Source organism: Planococcus chinensis (genome assembly GCF_042681545.1).
GTDB lineage: Bacteria > Bacillota > Bacilli > Bacillales_A > Planococcaceae > Planococcus > Planococcus chinensis.
Window position 1 is genome coordinate 696,679 of record NZ_JBHUFW010000004.1, and the last position, 18,097, is coordinate 714,775.

Annotated in this window: 16 protein-coding genes; 15 read left to right on the forward strand and 1 reads right to left on the reverse strand. The window is 52.6% G+C overall.

All coding sequences use genetic code 11. The annotated features are described in order from the left end of the window. Positions 1 to 65 precede the first annotated feature (65 nt). Genes coaBC through ACFSDB_RS05800 form a run of 10 tightly spaced genes read left to right on the forward strand, consistent with a single transcriptional unit; the run spans position 66 to position 11,480 of the window. Positions 66 to 1,271 carry a bifunctional phosphopantothenoylcysteine decarboxylase/phosphopantothenate--cysteine ligase CoaBC gene (coaBC, locus tag ACFSDB_RS05755; protein WP_204892539.1) on the forward strand — a complete coding sequence of 402 codons (1,206 nt, stop codon included), beginning with the start codon at positions 66 to 68 and terminating at the stop codon, positions 1,269 to 1,271. Continuing rightward, positions 1,261 to 3,657 (forward strand): primosomal protein N', encoded by a 2,397-nt coding sequence (gene priA / locus ACFSDB_RS05760; RefSeq protein WP_204892538.1) that lies wholly within the window; start codon positions 1,261 to 1,263, stop codon positions 3,655 to 3,657. The genes coaBC and priA overlap by 11 nt, the downstream gene beginning before the upstream one ends. Before the next feature lie 20 nt (positions 3,658 to 3,677). Continuing rightward, positions 3,678 to 4,196, forward strand: a complete 519-nt coding sequence (gene def / locus ACFSDB_RS05765) for a peptide deformylase (RefSeq protein WP_204892537.1) — start codon at positions 3,678 to 3,680, stop codon at positions 4,194 to 4,196. Further along, the gene (fmt, locus tag ACFSDB_RS05770; RefSeq protein ID WP_204892536.1) at positions 4,193 to 5,125 is read left to right on the forward strand and encodes a methionyl-tRNA formyltransferase; all 933 of its coding nucleotides are present in this window, start codon (positions 4,193 to 4,195) and stop codon (positions 5,123 to 5,125) included. Before def ends, fmt begins: the two co-directional genes overlap by 4 nt. Continuing rightward, the gene (gene rsmB, locus ACFSDB_RS05775) at positions 5,122 to 6,465 is read left to right on the forward strand and encodes a 16S rRNA (cytosine(967)-C(5))-methyltransferase RsmB (protein WP_204892535.1); all 1,344 of its coding nucleotides are present in this window, start codon (positions 5,122 to 5,124) and stop codon (positions 6,463 to 6,465) included. Before fmt ends, rsmB begins: the two co-directional genes overlap by 4 nt. 45 nt (positions 6,466 to 6,510) lie before the next feature. Then, positions 6,511 to 7,257 (forward strand): Stp1/IreP family PP2C-type Ser/Thr phosphatase, encoded by a 747-nt coding sequence (locus ACFSDB_RS05780; protein ID WP_377339617.1) that lies wholly within the window; start codon positions 6,511 to 6,513, stop codon positions 7,255 to 7,257. A 2-nt stretch (positions 7,258 to 7,259) separates the two neighbouring features. After that, positions 7,260 to 9,242, forward strand: coding sequence for a Stk1 family PASTA domain-containing Ser/Thr kinase (gene pknB, locus ACFSDB_RS05785; RefSeq protein WP_204892533.1), 1,983 nt, complete (start codon positions 7,260 to 7,262; stop codon positions 9,240 to 9,242). Positions 9,243 to 9,290: 48 nt separating this feature from the next. Then, positions 9,291 to 10,187 (forward strand): ribosome small subunit-dependent GTPase A, encoded by an 897-nt coding sequence (gene rsgA / locus ACFSDB_RS05790; RefSeq protein WP_204892532.1) that lies wholly within the window; start codon positions 9,291 to 9,293, stop codon positions 10,185 to 10,187. Further along, positions 10,180 to 10,845: a ribulose-phosphate 3-epimerase gene (gene rpe / locus ACFSDB_RS05795; protein ID WP_204892531.1), complete on the forward strand. Its 666-nt coding sequence runs from the start codon at positions 10,180 to 10,182 to the stop codon at positions 10,843 to 10,845. The genes rsgA and rpe overlap by 8 nt, the downstream gene beginning before the upstream one ends. Next, positions 10,842 to 11,480: a thiamine diphosphokinase gene (locus ACFSDB_RS05800; protein WP_204892530.1), complete on the forward strand. Its 639-nt coding sequence runs from the start codon at positions 10,842 to 10,844 to the stop codon at positions 11,478 to 11,480. Before rpe ends, ACFSDB_RS05800 begins: the two co-directional genes overlap by 4 nt. A 165-nt stretch (positions 11,481 to 11,645) precedes the next feature. Here ACFSDB_RS05800 and rpmB read toward each other — a convergent pair whose 3' ends face one another. Beyond that, positions 11,646 to 11,834, reverse strand: a complete 189-nt coding sequence (gene rpmB, locus ACFSDB_RS05805) for a 50S ribosomal protein L28 (RefSeq protein ID WP_052651193.1) — start codon at positions 11,832 to 11,834, stop codon at positions 11,646 to 11,648. A 218-nt stretch (positions 11,835 to 12,052) separates the two neighbouring features. On the opposite strand from rpmB, the gene ACFSDB_RS05810 reads away from it, so the two are divergent. The 5 genes from ACFSDB_RS05810 to recG all read left to right on the forward strand — a co-directional run bounded on the left by ACFSDB_RS05810 (position 12,053) and on the right by recG (position 18,014). Then, a complete protein-coding gene (locus ACFSDB_RS05810) occupies positions 12,053 to 12,415 on the forward strand; it encodes an Asp23/Gls24 family envelope stress response protein (protein ID WP_204892529.1) in 363 nt (120 codons plus the stop codon). A gap of 18 nt (positions 12,416 to 12,433) precedes the next feature. Further along, positions 12,434 to 14,086 carry a DAK2 domain-containing protein gene (locus tag ACFSDB_RS05815; protein ID WP_204892528.1) on the forward strand — a complete coding sequence of 551 codons (1,653 nt, stop codon included), beginning with the start codon at positions 12,434 to 12,436 and terminating at the stop codon, positions 14,084 to 14,086. A gap of 317 nt (positions 14,087 to 14,403) precedes the next feature. Continuing rightward, entirely contained in the window at positions 14,404 to 15,066 is a 663-nt protein-coding gene (gene sdaAB / locus ACFSDB_RS05820; protein ID WP_204892527.1) for an L-serine ammonia-lyase, iron-sulfur-dependent subunit beta, read from the forward strand. A 16-nt stretch (positions 15,067 to 15,082) separates the two neighbouring features. After that, positions 15,083 to 15,982, forward strand: coding sequence for an L-serine ammonia-lyase, iron-sulfur-dependent, subunit alpha (gene sdaAA, locus ACFSDB_RS05825; RefSeq protein ID WP_204892526.1), 900 nt, complete (start codon positions 15,083 to 15,085; stop codon positions 15,980 to 15,982). Next, positions 15,972 to 18,014, forward strand: a complete 2,043-nt coding sequence (recG, locus tag ACFSDB_RS05830) for an ATP-dependent DNA helicase RecG (protein ID WP_377339379.1) — start codon at positions 15,972 to 15,974, stop codon at positions 18,012 to 18,014. The genes sdaAA and recG overlap by 11 nt, the downstream gene beginning before the upstream one ends. Positions 18,015 to 18,097 lie beyond the last annotated feature (83 nt).

Consider the following 18,097-nt stretch of genomic DNA (forward strand, 5'->3'; position numbering starts at 1 on the left):
GCAACCGACGACTCCCAGAGCAAATATGTTCTTTGGGAGTTTGTTGTTTAGAAAGGGTGTTTACGTTGTTGGCGAATCGGAAAATCCTATTGTGTGTTAGCGGCGGCATCGCCGTTTATAAAGCGGTAGCACTGGTCAGTAAACTGTCCCAAGCCGGAGCTGTGGTCAAAGTCATCATGACCGAGTCTGCACGCCAGTTTGTCCAGCCATTGTCTTTCCAAGTGATGTCGAGAAACGACGTCTATTTTGATACGTTCGACGAAAAAGACTCATCAGTCATTGCCCATATCGATTTGGCCGATTGGGCCGATCTTATCATTGTGGCGCCTGCGACCGCGAATGTCATCGGCAAACTGGCCAATGGCATCGGCGATGATATGGTGACCACAACGTTGCTGGCAGCGACAGCGCCGATCTGGGTGGCGCCTGCGATGAATGTCCATATGTACGACCATCCGGCAGTCAAGCGCAATATCCAGCAGCTCCATGAGGACGGCATCCAGTTTATTGAGCCATCCGAAGGCTTTTTGGCATGCGGCTATGTCGGTAAAGGCCGGCTGGAAGAACCGGAAAAGATCACGGCGCTTGTTACCGATTATTTTTCCCGCCCGCAACTCTTGGCTGGAAAAAAAGTCGTTGTAACGGCAGGACCGACGCGGGAACGCATTGATCCTGTGCGGTTTTTGACGAACTTTTCCAGTGGGAAGATGGGGTATGCCATGGCACAGGCGGCAGCCCAAATGGGAGCGGAAACGATTCTGATCAGCGGGCCGGTTTCATTGCCCGTCCCTAGAGGCGTAAAACGGATCGGGGTCGAAAGCGCGGAAGAGATGCTCCAGGCCGTAAAAGCGGAATATGCGGATGCGGATGTCGTGATCAAGTCTGCTGCGGTTGCCGATTACCGGCCGGTGCATGCCGAGACGCAGAAGATGAAGAAAAAAGAAGGCGGCGCCGTTATCGAACTTGAACGCACCGTCGATATCCTGCAGACGCTCGGCCGGGAAAAACAGCAGCAATTGCTGATCGGCTTCGCTGCAGAGACGAATGACGTCGCCCACTACGCCAAAGACAAACTCGAACGGAAAAATGCCGATTATATCATTGCGAACGATGTGAGCGAAGCCCAAGCCGGCTTTGATTCGGATACGAACCGTGTGACGCTTTTCGGGGCAGGCGGTTTTGAACAGGCGTTCGGCATGATGCCGAAAGATGAGCTGGCGCGCCGTTTGCTGGCAGCGATAATGGAAAGGGAAATGCGCCATGATCGCTGAAGTGATTGTCGACGTTGCCGCCCATCCCATTGACCGCCCATTCGATTATGCTGTACCGAAAGAGTTGGAAGTGCTGGTAGAGCCGGGCATGCGGGTCAAAGTGCCTTTCGGCAACCGCAAAGTGCTCGGTTTTGTGACGGACATCAAAGAAACATCCGAATTCGATCCATCCCGTTTGAAGCCGATCCATGAATTGATGGATGTCGTGCCGGTGTTGAACGATGAATTGCTGGCGATGGCCAAGTGGATGAAAAAGCAGACCGTCTGTTTTGAAATTGACGCCCTGCAAGTGATGATTCCTTCGGCGCTGCGGGCGAAATATGAAAAACGTTTTGTCCTGAATGCGCCTTTGGAAGAGATTCCGGAGCCGCTAAGGATTTATTTCGGCAACCGTCCGTTTGTGCGCGCACAAGACGCCGTGGAAGTTTATGCTTTGCTGAAAAAAGAGTTAGAGCGCGGCACGGTCGTTGCGGATACTGACATTTCCCAGCAGACCGCCGTCAAGAAGGTGAGGATGATCCATATTGCCGATTCGCTGGAACAGCTTGAAGCGATCGACATCCGCCCGAATGCCAAACAGCAGATAAAACTGCTGGAATTTTTCAAGGAGCATATCGGACAGGCAATCGAGTCTTCCGACTTGCAGCGCGCAGCCGAAACGACGCTGCCGACCATCTACAGTCTGGCGGACAAAGGAGCTGCGGTTATCCGCAATGAAGAATCCTACCGCGATCCCAAACTGCTTGCGGAAATCGAGCGGAAAGGGTTCCTGCAATTGACCGAAGCCCAACAGACGGCTTTTGATGCAATCCGTGGGGCGCTCCAAACGCCGAAGACTTTCCTCCTCCATGGCATCACAGGCAGCGGGAAAACCGAAATTTATCTGCAGGCCATCGATGAGGTGCTGAAAGAAGGCAAGGAAGCGATCATGCTCGTGCCGGAAATCTCGCTGACCCCGCAGATGACGCTGCGCTTCAAGGAACGGTTCGGCGATCTGGTGGCCGTGCTGCACAGCGGCTTGTCTGCCGGCGAGAAATACGATGAGTGGCGGAAGATCCAGCGGGCGGAAGTGAAAGTGGTCGTCGGCGCGAGATCGGCGATTTTTGCGCCGTTTGAGAACCTTGGATTGATCATTCTCGATGAAGAGCATGAATCCAGCTATAAGCAGGACGATTCGCCGCGCTACCATGCGCGCGATGTCGCCATCTGGCGCGCCGGGCAGCACAATTGCCCGGTGATCCTGGGCAGTGCGACGCCGTCCCTTGAGTCGTATGCCCGTGCGCAAAAAGGCGTCTATGAACTGCTGGTGCTGGAAAAACGCGCGAAAAACCAGCCGCTGCCGACGGTCCATATCGTCGATATGCGAGAGGAATTGCGAAACGGCAACCGGTCGATGTTCTCGATTCCGCTCGCAGAAGCGATACGGGAGCGTCTTGACCGCAAAGAGCAAGTGGTTTTGTTCCTCAACAAGCGCGGCTACTCGTCATTTGTCCTGTGCCGCGACTGTGGGACGGTTATGCAATGCCCGAACTGCGACATATCGCTAACCTATCACCGGTCGAGCGAATTGATGAAATGCCATTATTGCGGCTATGACGAACCTGTGCCGCATACATGCCCCGAATGCCAAAGCGAACACATCCGGTTTTTCGGGACTGGGACGCAGAAAGTGGAAGAAGAACTGGCAAAACTGGTTCCCGGCGCCCGCGTGCTGCGAATGGACGTCGATACGACGCGCAATAAAGGTGCACACGAGAAAATCCTGTCGGCATTCGGCGAGGGCAAAGCGGATATTCTGCTGGGCACCCAAATGATCGCCAAAGGGCTCGATTTTCCGAATATCACATTGGTCGGCGTCTTGTCTGCGGACACGACGCTCCACCTGCCCGACTTCCGGGCGGCGGAAAAGACCTACCAATTGCTGACGCAGGTCAGCGGGCGCGCAGGGCGGGACAAACTGCCCGGCGAGGTGTATGTCCAGTCTTATACGCCTGAACACTATGCAATCACGCTAGCGAAAGACCAACTATATGAACCGTTTTATGACCAGGAGATGGCAATGCGCCGAGCGAGCGGCTATCCTCCGTATTATTATGTCGTCAATATCCAGTTCACCCATGAGGATTTGATGACGGTTGCCGGGTATGCGGAACAAACCGTCCGTTTCCTGCAGGGGCAGCTCTCCGGAAGCACGATCATCATTGGGCCATCCGCGTCGCTGATCGCCCGTGTGAACAATAGATATCGCTATCAATGTTTGATAAAATACAAAAAAGAGCCGAAATTGGCCGATGTCATGCAGCAATTGATCAAGATCCACCGTTCCGAATGGATTAAAAAAGGCGCCACGCTATCAATTGATATGAACCCGACATCGGTGATGTAAAAAGAAAAGAGGAACCCCAAATGACCATCCTAGAAATCGTAAAACATCCGAATCCGATTTTGGAGCAGAAATGTGAAACCGTAACAAAGTTCGATAAAAAACTAAGCAAATTGCTTGATGATATGCATGAGACGATGCTGGAAAATGATGGCGTCGGCATTGCTGCGCCGCAGGTCAATGTAGGGCTGCGCGTGGCTATCGTCGATTTCAACGAAGGGCAGGAGCCGATTGAAATGATCAATCCGGAATTGGCGCTTTTCGAAGGGCTCGATACCGATATCGAAGGCTGCCTGAGCTTCCCCGGAATTTTCGGCGAAGTCGAACGTCCGGACCATATCAAGATCAAGGCCCAGGAACGCGATGGCTCATGGTATGAGCTTGAAGCGGAAGGCTACGAGGCGCGGGCGATCCTGCACGAAATGGATCACTTGGACGGCATCCTGTTCACCAGCAAAATCTCCAAATACGTGACGCAGGAAGAGCTGGACGCCATGATCGCTGAAGCTGAGGCGGCTGAAACAGAGGAGGAACAGGTTTGACGAGAATCGTTTTTATGGGGACGCCCGCCTTTTCGGCGCCGATCCTGCGCATGCTGGCGGAAGAAGGCTATGACATCGTATCCGTGGTGACACAGCCGGACCGCCCCGTCGGCCGCAAAAAAGTGCTGACGGCGACGCCTGTCAAAGAAGAGGCGCTGCGCCTCGGCTTGCCGGTCTACCAGCCGGAAAAACTGAAAAATCCGGAAGAGCTCCAGCACGTGCTGGACCTTTCACCGGACTTGATCATCACAGCGGCGTTCGGCCAGATTTTGCCGAGCGAAGTGCTGCAAGCACCGAAGCTGGGTGCGATCAACGTCCATGCTTCGCTGCTGCCGGAATACCGGGGAGGGGCCCCGATCCATCAGGCGATCATCGACGGCAAGGAAGAAACCGGTGTGACGATCATGTACATGGTGGACCGTCTGGATGCAGGCGATATCATTTCACAAAAAGCGATTCCGATCGAAAGAGAAGACCACACCGGCTCCATGTTCGAGAAATTGAGTGTTGTCGGCATGGAGCTGCTTAAGGAAACATTGCCTTCTATTATAGAAGGAACAAATCCGCGTACGCCGCAGGATGAAGAACGAGTCACCTATGCCCGCAATATTTCGCGCGAACAGGAAAGAATCGACTGGTCGAAATCTGCAGAAGCGATCTATAACCAAGTCCGGGGGCTCCATCCATGGCCGGTAGCGTTCACCACATTCAATGATCAGAATATGAAAATTTGGTGGACTGAACCCGCTGCCTCGCTTAAATCCGGGCGTCCGGGTGAAGTGCTCGAATTGACGGATGACGCCATTCTCGTACAGACGGGCGAAGGGGTTTTGGCCATTACGGATCTGCAGCCGGCCGGCAAAAAACGCATGAGTGCCGCCGATTATCTAAAAGGACCTAAAATCCAGGCAGGAGACGTATTCGAATGAAAAACAAAAAATTGCAAGGCAATGTACGCGATGCGGCTTTTTCGATCCTATGGGCTGTGGAAAACAACCAGGCATACAGCAATCTTTTGCTGAATCAGACAATCCAGAGCTACGGCATCGCAGATAAGAACAAAGGATTGCTGACGGAAATCACCTACGGGACACTCCAGCATCAGATGACCCTCGATTTTTACCTCGAACCTTATTTAAAAGGCAAAATCGAGCCATGGGTGAAAACCTTGCTGCGGCTTTCGCTTTACCAAATTGTTTACCTTGACCGGATCCCGGCACATGCAGTGGTCCATGAAGCGGTGGAAATCGCCAAACGCCGCGGTCACGGCGGTGTCGCCTCCGTGGTGAACGGCGTCTTGCGATCCATCCAGCGGAACGGCGTCCGCTCCTACAATACCATCAGCGATCCGTATGAAAAAGTGGCGATCGAGACGAGCCATCCGGTCTGGATGATCAAACGCTGGGCCGAGCAATTCGGGCTGGAGAAAACGCGTGAAATGGCACTTGAAAACAATAAAGCGCCTTCCCAGACAGTACGCGTCAATACGGTGCAGGCAACACCTGAAGAAGTGATCGAAATGCTCGAATCGGAAGGCCTCCATGCGGTACAGAGCAAGCTGGTGCCGGAATGCCTCATCGTCACAGAAGGGCAGCCGGTAAGGACGGCGACGTTTGAAAAAGGATTTATCACGATACAGGATGAAAGTTCGATGCTGCCTGCTTATGCATTGCAAGTGGAGCCGGATATGGACGTCCTGGATATGTGTGCGGCGCCTGGCGGAAAAACAACGCATATTGCCGAAAAAATGGAGAACCGAGGGAATCTGTTCGCGATGGACCTCCATAAGCATAAAATCAAGCTGATTGATGAAACGGCGAAGCGGCTCGGCCACACGATCATCCAAACGGAAGCCGGAGACGGCAAAAAAAGTGTGGAGCGGTTCGGCGAGGAAAAATTCGACCGTATCCTGGTTGATGCCCCTTGCAGCGGGCTCGGCGTCATCAAACGGAAGCCTGATATCAAATATACGAAAAAAGAAGAGGATTTCGCGCGGCTGCAGGAAATCCAGCTGGAACTGCTGGACCAGGCGGCCCGATTGCTGAAGGCTGATGGCATCATGGTCTACAGCACGTGTACTGTGGATTCTACGGAAAACCGCGGCACTGCCGAGCGCTTCCTGAAGGACCACCCAGAAATGGAGAAAATCGAAGTTTCCCTGCCGGAAGAGCTGGGCTTGAAAAACACCGGCTTTGTCCAGGTATTCCCGCAGGACTTTGGGGGCGACGGATTTTTCATTTCCGCTTTCCGCAAAAAGCGCATGGCGTGATAAGAGAATGGCAAGATCAGTTAAGGAATGGGGTGCCTGAAGTTGGTGCAATATGTCTTGGAAAGTGATACTGGAAAAAAAAGAAAAATCAATGAGGACCGTGTAGCGGTCCTGAAACGTCCGGAAGGCCTGCTGCTGGCATTGGTCGCTGATGGAATGGGCGGCCACAACGCAGGCGACGTGGCGAGCCAGATGACAGTGGACACCTTGGGGAAGCTTTTTCTTGAGGAAAATCCGGAATCATTCTTGACGGTCGACCAGAAAAAAACCTGGCTTTCATTGAATGTACAGAACGTCAACCGGCTGGTTTATGATTATTCAGAGCAGAATCCCGGCTGCAAAGGCATGGGCACGACGCTGATTGCAGCTTTGATTGAAGCCGGCGACTGCGTCATGTGCCACATCGGCGATAGCCGCGCCTATGTCATCAACGGCTCGATCGAGCAATTGACGCGGGACCATTCCTATGTCAATGTGCTGGTGGACAGCGGCGAAATCAGCCAGGAAGAAGCCGAGGACCATCCGAAGAAAAACTGGATCGTCAAAGCGCTCGGCACCGATCCGGTCATCGATGGGGAGATCCTCCATTTCTCCACAGAAAGCCTATCGTTCATGCTCATCTGTTCGGACGGCCTGAGCAATAAAATCACAAAAGAAGAACTTTCCTCCATCATTCTTTCGGAATCGCCGCTGACCCAAAAAGGGGCAGAACTGGTCAAGCTGGCGAACGACATGGGAGGAGAGGACAATATCTCATTCGTTCTTCTATCTTTGAAGGATGAGGAGGTGTAGGCATGCTGATCGGCAAAAGCATAAATGGCCGCTATAAGATCCTGGAATTGATCGGCGGGGGCGGGATGTCCAATGTCTACTTGGCCCATGACATGATCTTGGACCGCGACATCGCCATCAAAGTCCTGCGCTATGATTTCTCGAACGAAGAAGAACTGCGCCGGCGGTTCCAGCGCGAGGCCCTGTCGACGACGAGCCTTGCCCATCCGAACATCGTCAACATTTTCGATGTCGGGGAAGAAGGTTCGATCCACTACCTCGTAATGGAATACGTGCCCGGCAAAACACTGAAAGAATACATAATCGACCACTCACCCGTGCCGCCGGAACAGGCGGTCAAGATTATGAAACAGTTGGCATCGGCTTTGGCGCACGCCCACCAGAACCAGATTGTCCACCGTGACATCAAGCCACAGAATATCCTCATGGATGCGGACGGCAATGTCAAAATCACGGATTTCGGCATCGCTATGGCACTGAGCGCCACGTCCTATACGCAGACCAATTCGGTCCTTGGCACAGTCCATTATTTGTCGCCGGAACAAGCGCGGGGCGGCGCTGCCAATAAGAAATCCGACATCTATTCGCTTGGCATTGTCATGTTCGAATTGCTGACGGGCCGGCTGCCTTTTTCCGGCGAATCGGCTGTGTCAATCGCGCTGAAGCATTTGCAGACGGAAACGCCGTCGCTGCGTGAAATCGTGCCTTCATTGCCGCAGAGCCTTGAGAACGTCGTCCTGAAAGCGACGGCCAAAAATCCGCAGCACCGCTATCAGTCGGCAGATGAATTGGAAGAAGACCTGGCGACAGTATTGCTGCCGGAGCGGCTCAATGAACCGAAATTCACGGTGCCGCATGATGACGACGCGACAAAAGCGATGCCGGTGATCAAAGATCCGAAAGTATTTACGAATGTAGAAGAAACGAAAATGCTCCCTCCTGCTGATGAGGATGCAGATGTGAAAGTGGCAAAGCCTGCCGGACCCGCCAAGAAAAAGAAGCGGAAAATGCCATGGGCTGTCGGCATCATCGGATTTCTTATCCTCGCCGGGCTGGTGGCAGCCATTGCCTTTCCGGATCTTTTCGGCCCGCGCCTTGTAGCCGTGCCGGATGTTTCGGGCATGGAACGGAACGAAGCGGCAGAAGAATTGCAGGCGGCCGGGTTTGTCGTCGGCGAAGAGGAAGAGCAGCCGTCTGAAGAAGTGGAAGTAGGGCGGATCATCCGGACGATTCCCGAAGCGGACAAGATGCGGGAACGGGAAACCGAAATCCAGCTGTTCGTCAGCAGTGGGAAGGAATCGGTCGAATTCCAGGATTACGTAGGCCGGGACATCGAACAGACGCTAGCGCTGCTCGATGAAGGCAATTACAAATCAGTGAACCAGACTGAGGAATTCTCCGATGAGCCTGAAGGGACGATCCTGGAGCAGGAGCCGGAAGCAGGGGAAGAGGTCATCGCCTCTGAAACGGATGTGGAACTCACCGTCAGCAAAGGGAAAGATATGCGGGCAGTGGAAAACCTTGCCGGCTTTTCAGAAGCGGATCTGAACCAATACGCCCGCACTTCCGGCTTCAACATCCGCATTATCGGTGAAGAAGCGTCGGACAGCGCTCCGGAAGGAACAGTCCTGTCCCAGAATCCTCCGGCAGGCGATGAGCTAGAGGCAGGAAGCACGATTGAAGTGGTCTTGTCTTCAGGAAAAGCGCCACTGCCGCTGAAGACGTATATCCATACGGTTGAAATTCCTTACGAAGCCGCGGAACCTCCGGCTGAAGGCGAAGAGCCGGCTCCGCAGACAATCCAGATTTATGTGCAGGATAACGATGATACAATGGTGGAACCGGTAGAGGAATTTACGATCACCGGGGACGAATCGCGGAAACTGGAACTGCAGATAGCCGAAGGCGGCAGTGCGACTTACCGGATCGTCCGGGATTCACAAGTGATCCTCGAAGAGACCATCCCTTACGACAACGTCGAATAAGCACTAGATCCGAGATGAACAGTACGAAAAAAAGGAGTGAAAGCAAGCATGCCGAAAGGACAAATCAGAAAAGCGCTAAGCGGATTCTATTACGTACTGGATGAGAACGGAGAGCGGTATATCCAGTGCAGAGGCCGGGGCGTATTCCGCAACCGGCAGATCTCGCCGCTCGTCGGCGATTACGTCGATTACGAAGCGGACAATGATTTAGAAGGCACCATCACTCATGTATATGAACGAAAAAATGAACTGGTCCGGCCGCCGATCTCGAACGTCGACCAGGCGATCCTTGTCTTTTCCGCAAAGCAACCGGATTTTCATCCGATGCTCCTTGACCGGTTCCTGACAGCGATTGAATCGCACGATATCCAGCCGATCATTTGCATCACGAAAATGGATCTATTAGAAGAAGGCGAAAAAGACAAGCTTGCCGGGTACATCGCCGACTATGAGAAAATCGGCTATGAAGTGATCCCAACCTTTATCGGCGACCCTGCTTTGCAGGAGCGGCTGATGCCGGTGCTTGAAGGGAAGATCAGCGTGCTGGCCGGCCAGTCCGGCGTCGGCAAGTCCACGATGCTCAATACGATCCTGCCGGCTCTGGAGCTGAAGACGGATTCCATCTCCAAAGCACTGAACCGCGGGAAGCACACGACGCGCCATGTCGAGCTGATCGAAGTCAATAACGGCCTGCTGGCAGACACGCCGGGCTTCAGTTCTTTTGATTTTGACACGGTGGAAAAAGAGGAGCTGTCCGAATATTTTCCGGAATTTGCCGCACGGTCGAACCAGTGCAAATTCCGCGAATGCCTCCACCTGAACGAGCCGAAATGCGCCATCAAAGCGGCTGTGGAAAGCAAGGAAATTCCGGAATACCGCTACAAGCATTACCTGAAGTTTTTAGAAGAAATTATGACGAGAAAGCCGAGGTACTCTAATGATTAAAATTGCACCGTCTATACTCGCAGCAGATTTTTCGAAATTGGGAGAAGAAGTTCTGGAAGTGGAAAAAGCAGGAGCGGATTGGATCCACATTGATGTCATGGACGGCCATTTCGTGCCGAACATCTCATTCGGCGCAATCGTCGTCGAGGCTTTGCGCCCATTGACGAAACTTCCGCTGGATGTCCATTTGATGATTGAAAACGCAGACCGCTATATTGAGGATTTTGCGAAAGCCGGCGCGGATTACATCACGGTTCATGTGGAAGCGAATCCGCATTTGCACCGGACAATTCAAATGATCCGCGCTGCTGGCGTCAAACCCGGCGTGGTCTTGAACCCGCATTCGCCGATTGAGTCGATCCTTCCGATTTTGGAGGAAATTGACTTGGTGCTCTTTATGACCGTCAACCCTGGTTTCGGCGGACAAAAATTCATCGAATCTGTGGTTCCGAAAGTGGAGCAATTGTCCAAAGTGATCCGTGAAAAAGGATTGTCGATCGATATCCAGATCGACGGCGGGATCAATGAAGAAACAATCATTCCATGTGCCAAAGCCGGCGCGAACGTATTTGTTGCCGGTTCTGCGATATTCGGAAAAGAAGACCGGAAAGCCGCATTGCAGGCGATCAAACAGGCTGGAGAAGTGGCGATCTCGTGACAGTCGTCATTGTCGGCAGCGGACCGGCTGATGAGCTCCCGGACCTGCATGCATGGTCGGAAGCGGCATTTATCGGAGTGGATGCGGGCGCATTGGTGCTCATTGGGCAAGGCATATCCCCGAAAGCGGCAGTAGGGGATTTTGACTCCGTCACCCCATCCCAGCTGGAGGAGATCGTGTCATCGCTGCCCGGCTTTGAAAAAGCGGAAGCGGAAAAAGATGAAACGGATACGGAACTGGCGCTCGCCAAAGCGTTGGAGTTTTCACCGCGGCAAGTGGTCATTACGGGAGTAACAGGTGGCCGGCTCGACCATTACATGAGCGCGCTTCATGCCGTGTACGCCGCCCAGCTGAAGCATCCGGAAATCGACTTTTCAATCATCAACAAGCAGAACCGCATCCGTTTCCTGCCTCCGGGCACCCATACACTGGAACGGGACGCGGCCTACCGCTTCGTTTCATTCTATCCGTTCGGCGAAGAAGTGAAGGGGTTCACACTCCGCCATTTCAAATACGAGGTGGCGGATGAAACCGTCCCGTTCGGTTCCACGCGCTTTGTCAGCAACGAGCTCGAAAAGGAAGGGACCGTTTCGTTCGTGCAGGGCCAGTGCATGGTCATCGAAAGCCGGGATTGAAGGGATGGACATTCGTGGGCTTTGAGGCTAGGGAAGGCCAGAAGCCGTTGTAAAACACAAAAAGAACGCCAAGGGAAACGATGTTGTTTCCCTTGGCGTTCTTTTTGTGTGTCCATGAAAAAATGCCGGTCCGACTGATGTCGGCCCGGCATGATCCTTGAGCGATTATACGCGCTCTACTTTTCCTGATTTCAATGCTCTTGCTGAAACCCATACACGTTTCGGTTTACCGTCTACAAGGATGCGAACTTTTTGAAGGTTTGCTCCCCATGTACGTTTTGTCGAATTCAACGCGTGTGAACGGGCGTTTCCAGAACGAGCTTTGCGTCCACTAACTGCACATACTTTAGGCATGTAAGTCCCTCCTCACAAGTGAAGCTGAAAATTATAATAGAATTTCAGTTCGTTTTTCGTTTCACATACTTTAATAATTTACCATAGACATATCCTGTTTGCAACTCCTTTTCACCCCTCTTTCAAGAAAAAAACCTTTACACCCTAAACGCCCGCTTTTCTTGTATAATGGTTTCATGTAGAATAAAAGAGTGAATAGGACTCAAGGAGGAATTCCGATGTCGATTGAATTGAACAACGAATACGGCCAAATCGATATTTCCAATGATGTGATCGCTCAGATTGCCGGCGGTGCAGCAATCGAATGCTACGGCATTGTCGGTATGGCTACAAAACATCAGATCCGGGACGGACTGACGGATATCTTGCGCAAAGAGAATTTCGCAAAAGGCGTGATCGTCCGACAGGAAGATAACGATTTGCTCATTGATATGTATGTCATCATCAGTTATGGAACCAAAATTTCTGAAGTGGCTTACCAGGTCCAGTCGAAAGTGAAATATACTGTCACGAAAACCCTTGGCATGCCTGTCAAAGCGGTTAATATTTTTGTTCAGGGAGTTCGTGTCACGAACCCGTAAGAGGAGGAAAAAGCGGCTATGAAGTCATTAAATGGAATTCAATTTGCGGAAATGGTCCAGATGGGCGCGCACCATCTTTACCAGAACGCAGATTATGTAGATGCATTGAATGTCTTTCCGGTGCCGGACGGCGATACCGGAACGAATATGAACTTATCAATGACATCAGGTGCAAAAGAAACAGCAGCGAACGCGCAGGAACATATCGGGAAAACAGCGGAGGCCTTGTCAAAAGGCCTTCTTATGGGAGCGCGCGGAAATTCCGGCGTTATTCTTTCCCAATTGTTCCGCGGATTCGGCAAGTTTATTGTGGCCGAACCGGTATTGTCGGCGCAGAAGCTGGCTGAAGCATTGCAGCACGGTGTGGAGACGGCTTATAAAGCAGTCATGAAACCCGTGGAAGGGACGATTTTGACGGTAGCTAAAGATTCAGCCGCCAAAGGCATGGAACTTTCAAAAACGGAAAGCGATGTCATCGCTTTGTTTGAAGGGGTAGTCGAAGAAGCGAAAGCATCCCTGGAACGGACGCCGGATCTGTTGCCGGTGCTCAAGGAAGTCGGCGTTGTCGACAGCGGCGGCCAAGGGCTCGTATACGTATACGAAGGATTCCTGGCAGCCCTTAAAGGGGAGCAGTTGCCTGAAAAGCATGCCCATAATACGATGGACGACCTGGTCAGCGCCGAGCACCATAAAAACATTGCCGGCTTCATGGATACGTCAGACATCACTTTCGGCTATTGCACCGAGTTCATGGTCAAATTCGAAGAAGGCAAAAAAGAATTCAACGAAGCTTCATTCCGCACGGATTTGAGTGCTTACGGCGATTCCCTTTTGGTCATTTCTGATGACGAAATTGCAAAAATCCATATCCACTCTGAAGAACCCGGCAAAGTGCTTACATACGGCCAGGAATATGGCAGCCTGATCTCGATGAAAATCGAAAACATGCGCCAGCAGCATATCGACATCGTCGGCGAAGATTTCCGCAAGGAAGCGCCGAAAGCGGAAGCGAAACATCCTTATGCAATCGTTACGGTGGCCATGGGTGAAGGAGTTGCAGAACTGCTGCGCAGCATCGGCGCGTCTTACGTGATCGAAGGCGGGCAGACAATGAACCCGTCGACGGAAGATATTGTGAACGCTGTCAAATCGATCGGAGCAGAACGCGTCCTGATCCTGCCGAACAATAAAAACATCATCATGGCTGCCGAACAGGCAGCGCAATTGCTTGATATCGAAGCGGCCGTAGTTCCGACAAAAGACGTTCCACAGGGAATGGCGGCGCTTCTGGCATTCAATCCCGACGCTTCAGTTGAAGACAACTACAAGACGATGGCTTCTGCATCCAAAGGCGTGAAGTCCGGATCTGTGACGTTTGCGGTGCGTGATACGTCCATAGACGGTATCGAAATCAAGAAAGATGACTTCATGGGCATCTCAGAAGGCAAGATCGTCATCTCAGATAAAAGCATGCAGCGTGTGACAGAAGAACTGGCCAAAAAACTCATCGATGAGGATTCGGAAATCGTAACGATCCTCTTTGGTGAAGATGTCACTTCTGCGGACGCCGAAAAATTGGGCGCATTCATCGAATCGCTTAACGAAGACATCGAAGTGGAAATCCATGACGGCAAACAACCGCTTTATCCATACATCATTTCAGTCGAATAAGGGCTTATAGCCAGCCGTTCAGGCTGTGCCAGCTGCAGGGATTCCGGGCATTCCGGAATCCTTGCAGTTTTTTAATGGAAGGCTCGAAGGAACGAGGCTTCACGTATTGCCTGTTTCCGAATCCATGAAGGAAGGGCTGTTTCGGAACCGGCTGTTCACGCAATAGCTTTTATCCGGACTGCGTGTGGGAGGCAGACGGGCGGAAGCTTTACAGGCGCTTGAAAGAGAGCGCATTCATAGGCTTTATTATTTTTGTGAAATATGGCAATTTCATGTACACTAAAGGTATACGTAACCGAAGGGAAGGGGTTTGGGCAATGAAGTTCAAATCTGTATTTGATATAATCGGGCCGGTCATGATCGGCCCTTCGAGCTCGCATACTGCAGGAGCTGCACGCATCGGAAGAGTGGCGCGGGATTTATTCGGGCGGCAGCCGAAATGGGCGAAGATCCATTTGTACGGATCGTTTGCCGAAACTTACAAAGGCCATAGCACCGACGTCGCCATCATCGGCGGCTTGTTGGATTATGATACATTCGACGAACGCATCAAGACATCGTTCGAAGAAGCGGAACTGGTCGGCATGGAATTCGAGTTTATCCCGGAGACTGCAAATGTCGAGCACCCGAACACGGCACGCGTCGTCATCGGCGACGACGAGTCTGAAATGTCCATGATGGGCATCTCGATCGGCGGCGGGAAAATCGAGATTACTGAACTGAACGGTTTTCCGCTGAAGCTGTCCGGCGAGCATCCGGCAATTCTGGTTGTCCATAATGACCGGTCGGGCTGCATCGCGAATGTCGCAAATTGCTTATACAAATACGATATCAATATCGGCCATATGGAAGTGTCCCGCAAAGAAAAAGGGCATATGGCGCTGATGGTGATTGAAGTGGATCAGAATGTCGATAAAGAAGTGATGGATGAACTGGCAGAATTGCCGAATATCACACAAGTAACACGGATCGCTGATTAAGAAGGAGGTCAACATAGTGGAACCTTTGTTTCGAAATGTTAAAGAGCTGGTTGAACGTGCGGAAAAAGAGAACAAACTGATTTCGGAAATTATGATAGAGCAGGAAATGATGATCACCGACCGTTCGCGCGAAGAAATCATCAAACAGATGGACCGCAATTTGACGGTCATGGAAGAAGCGGTCGAAAAAGGCCTGAAAGGCGTCCATTCGGTTTCCGGGCTGACAGGCGGCGATGCGGTCCTGTTGCAGGAATATATGAGAAAAGGCAATTCGCTGTCCGGCGACCTGCTTCTTGATGCGGTCAGCAAAGCGGTTGCAACAAACGAAGTGAACGCGGCAATGGGCACGATCTGTGCGACGCCGACAGCCGGCTCTGCAGGAGTCGTCCCGGGTACGCTGTTCGCCGTCCAGAACAAGCTCAACCCGACGCGTGAGCAGATGATCCGTTATTTATTCACCTCCGGCGCATTCGGTTTCGTAGTGGCGAACAACGCTTCGATTTCCGGAGCTGCAGGCGGATGCCAGGCGGAAGTCGGATCGGCTGCCGGAATGGCAGCAGCCGCTATCGTTGAGATGGCCGGCGGCACGCCGCAGCAATGTTCTGAAGCATTTGCGATTACATTGAAGAACATGCTTGGATTGGTGTGCGACCCGGTGGCGGGCCTTGTTGAAGTGCCATGCGTCAAGCGCAATGCAATGGGCGCGGCGAATTCAGTGGTTGCTGCGGATATGGCGCTTGCAGGCGTGACCAGCCGCATTCCGTGTGATGAAGTGATCAGTGCCATGTACGAAATCGGCAAAACGATGCCAAGCGCATTACGGGAAACGGCAAAAGGCGGACTTGCCGCAACACCGACCGGCAAATGGCTGGAAGCGAAAATTTTCGGCGGAGCAGTGGTCGGCAGTGGGAAGTAAAGATTCTGTCGCCACGTTAAAAGGGGTCGGCAGACAAGCTGCGGAAACTTTACAGGAAATGAAAATTGAGACGATCCATGATCTGATCATGACATTTCCGTACCGCCATGAAGATTTCCAGCTGAAGGATCTGGCGGATACGCCGCATAATGAACGGGTGACTGTGGAGGGAAGGGTCGAAAGTGAACCTTCCGTCCTTTTTTTAGGGAGGAACAAATCCCGGACAACAGTGCAAGTGCTGGTGGGCCGCCATTTGATCAAAGCAATTTTCTTTAATCAGCCTTATGTAAAAGCCAAATTGCATATCGGCGAAATCGTGACCCTTGCCGGCAAGTGGGACCGCGGCCGCCAGGTCATCACGGTCCAGAGCCATACGATCGGCCCGCGGACCGGGGGCGCTGATTTCGAACCGGTTTACAGCCTGAAAGGCAGCATCCACCAGAAGACATTCCGAAAATTGATGCGCCAGGCGCTCGACTCGGCGAAAGAGGATCTGGAGGATTGCTTGCCGGAGCGCATCCGTTCAGCCTATCATCTCGAATCGTTTGCCGAAGCATTGGAGTCGGTCCATTTCCCGTCCGACGGCGAGGCGCTGAAACAGGCACGCCGGCGATTTGTCTACGAAGAGCTGCTGATGTTCCAGTTGAAGATGCAGGCGCTTCGCAAGAAGAACCGGGAGGAAGAAGGCGGTTCATTCATCGATTATGATCTGAACGAATTGAGGAATTTCATCCAATCGCTGCCTTATGACCTGACCGGCGCCCAGAAACGGGTGGTCAATGAAATCTCGAAAGACATGAAAGAGCCTTTCCGGATGAACCGGCTGCTCCAAGGTGACGTAGGTTCCGGGAAAACGGTGGTCGCCGCCATTGCGCTGTACGCGGCAGTTACGGCCGGCCAGCAAGGCGCCCTCATGGCGCCGACCGAAATTTTGGCGGAGCAGCATGCCAATACGCTTGCTGAGTGGTTTGCGGCCTTTCCGGTGAAGATCGCTTTGCTGACCGGTTCGGTGAAAGGGAAGAAACGCGGGCTTCTCATGGAGCAGCTGGCAGCAGGGGAGATCGATATCCTGATCGGTACGCACGCCCTCATCCAGCCGGATGTGCAGTTCAAGAAGCTCGGACTGGTCATTACCGATGAACAGCACCGTTTCGGCGTCGACCAGCGCCGGGTGCTGAAAGACAAAGGCTATAATCCAGATGTGCTGTTCATGACAGCCACTCCGATCCCCCGGACGCTCGCCATTTCTGCGTTCGGTGAAATGGATGTGTCGGTCATCGATGAAATGCCGTCAGGGCGCAAAGAAATCGAGACGTATTGGATGAAGAAAGAAATGTTCGGCAAAATACTCGGACGCATGGAAAAAGAGCTGGCAGCGGGAAGGCAGGCGTATGTCATCTGCCCGCTCATCGAGGAGTCCGACAAAATGGACTACCAGAACGCAGTGGAGCTTTTCCAGCAGCTGTCGAGTGTTTTCCACGGGAAGTTTACAGTCGGCCTGATGCATGGACGCCTTTCGAGCGACGAGAAGGAATCGACCATGCGGGAATTTACGGAAGGGAAGATTTCCGTGCTCGTCTCGACGACAGTCGTCGAAGTCGGGGTCAATGTCCCGAACGCGACGTTCATGCTGATCTACGATGCGGAACGATTCGGCTTGTCGCAGCTGCATCAATTGCGCGGACGTGTCGGGCGCGGCAGCGACCAATCCTATTGCGTGCTGCTCGCCGATCCGAAGACGGAAGTCGGCAAAGAGCGCATGTCTTCCATGACCGAGACGAACGACGGGTTCGTGCTGGCGGAAAAAGACCTTCAATTGCGCGGGCCCGGCGACTTTTTCGGGCGCAAGCAAAGCGGATTGCCGGAGTTTAAGATGGCGGACCTGGTGCATGACTACCGGGCGCTGGAAACGGCCCGGAAAGATGCCGAAGCGATGGTGAACTCCGAAGAGTTCTGGATCAGCGAGGAAACAAAATGCCTGCGGGAGCACCTCGAAACCTCGGGCGCTCTTGCCGGTGGAAGGCTGGACTGAGAATGCAGGGGCAATATTATCCTTGCATTCTTTTTTTGTTATTAATATACTCATATTAGGACCAAGTGCTAATAGCGGGCGGT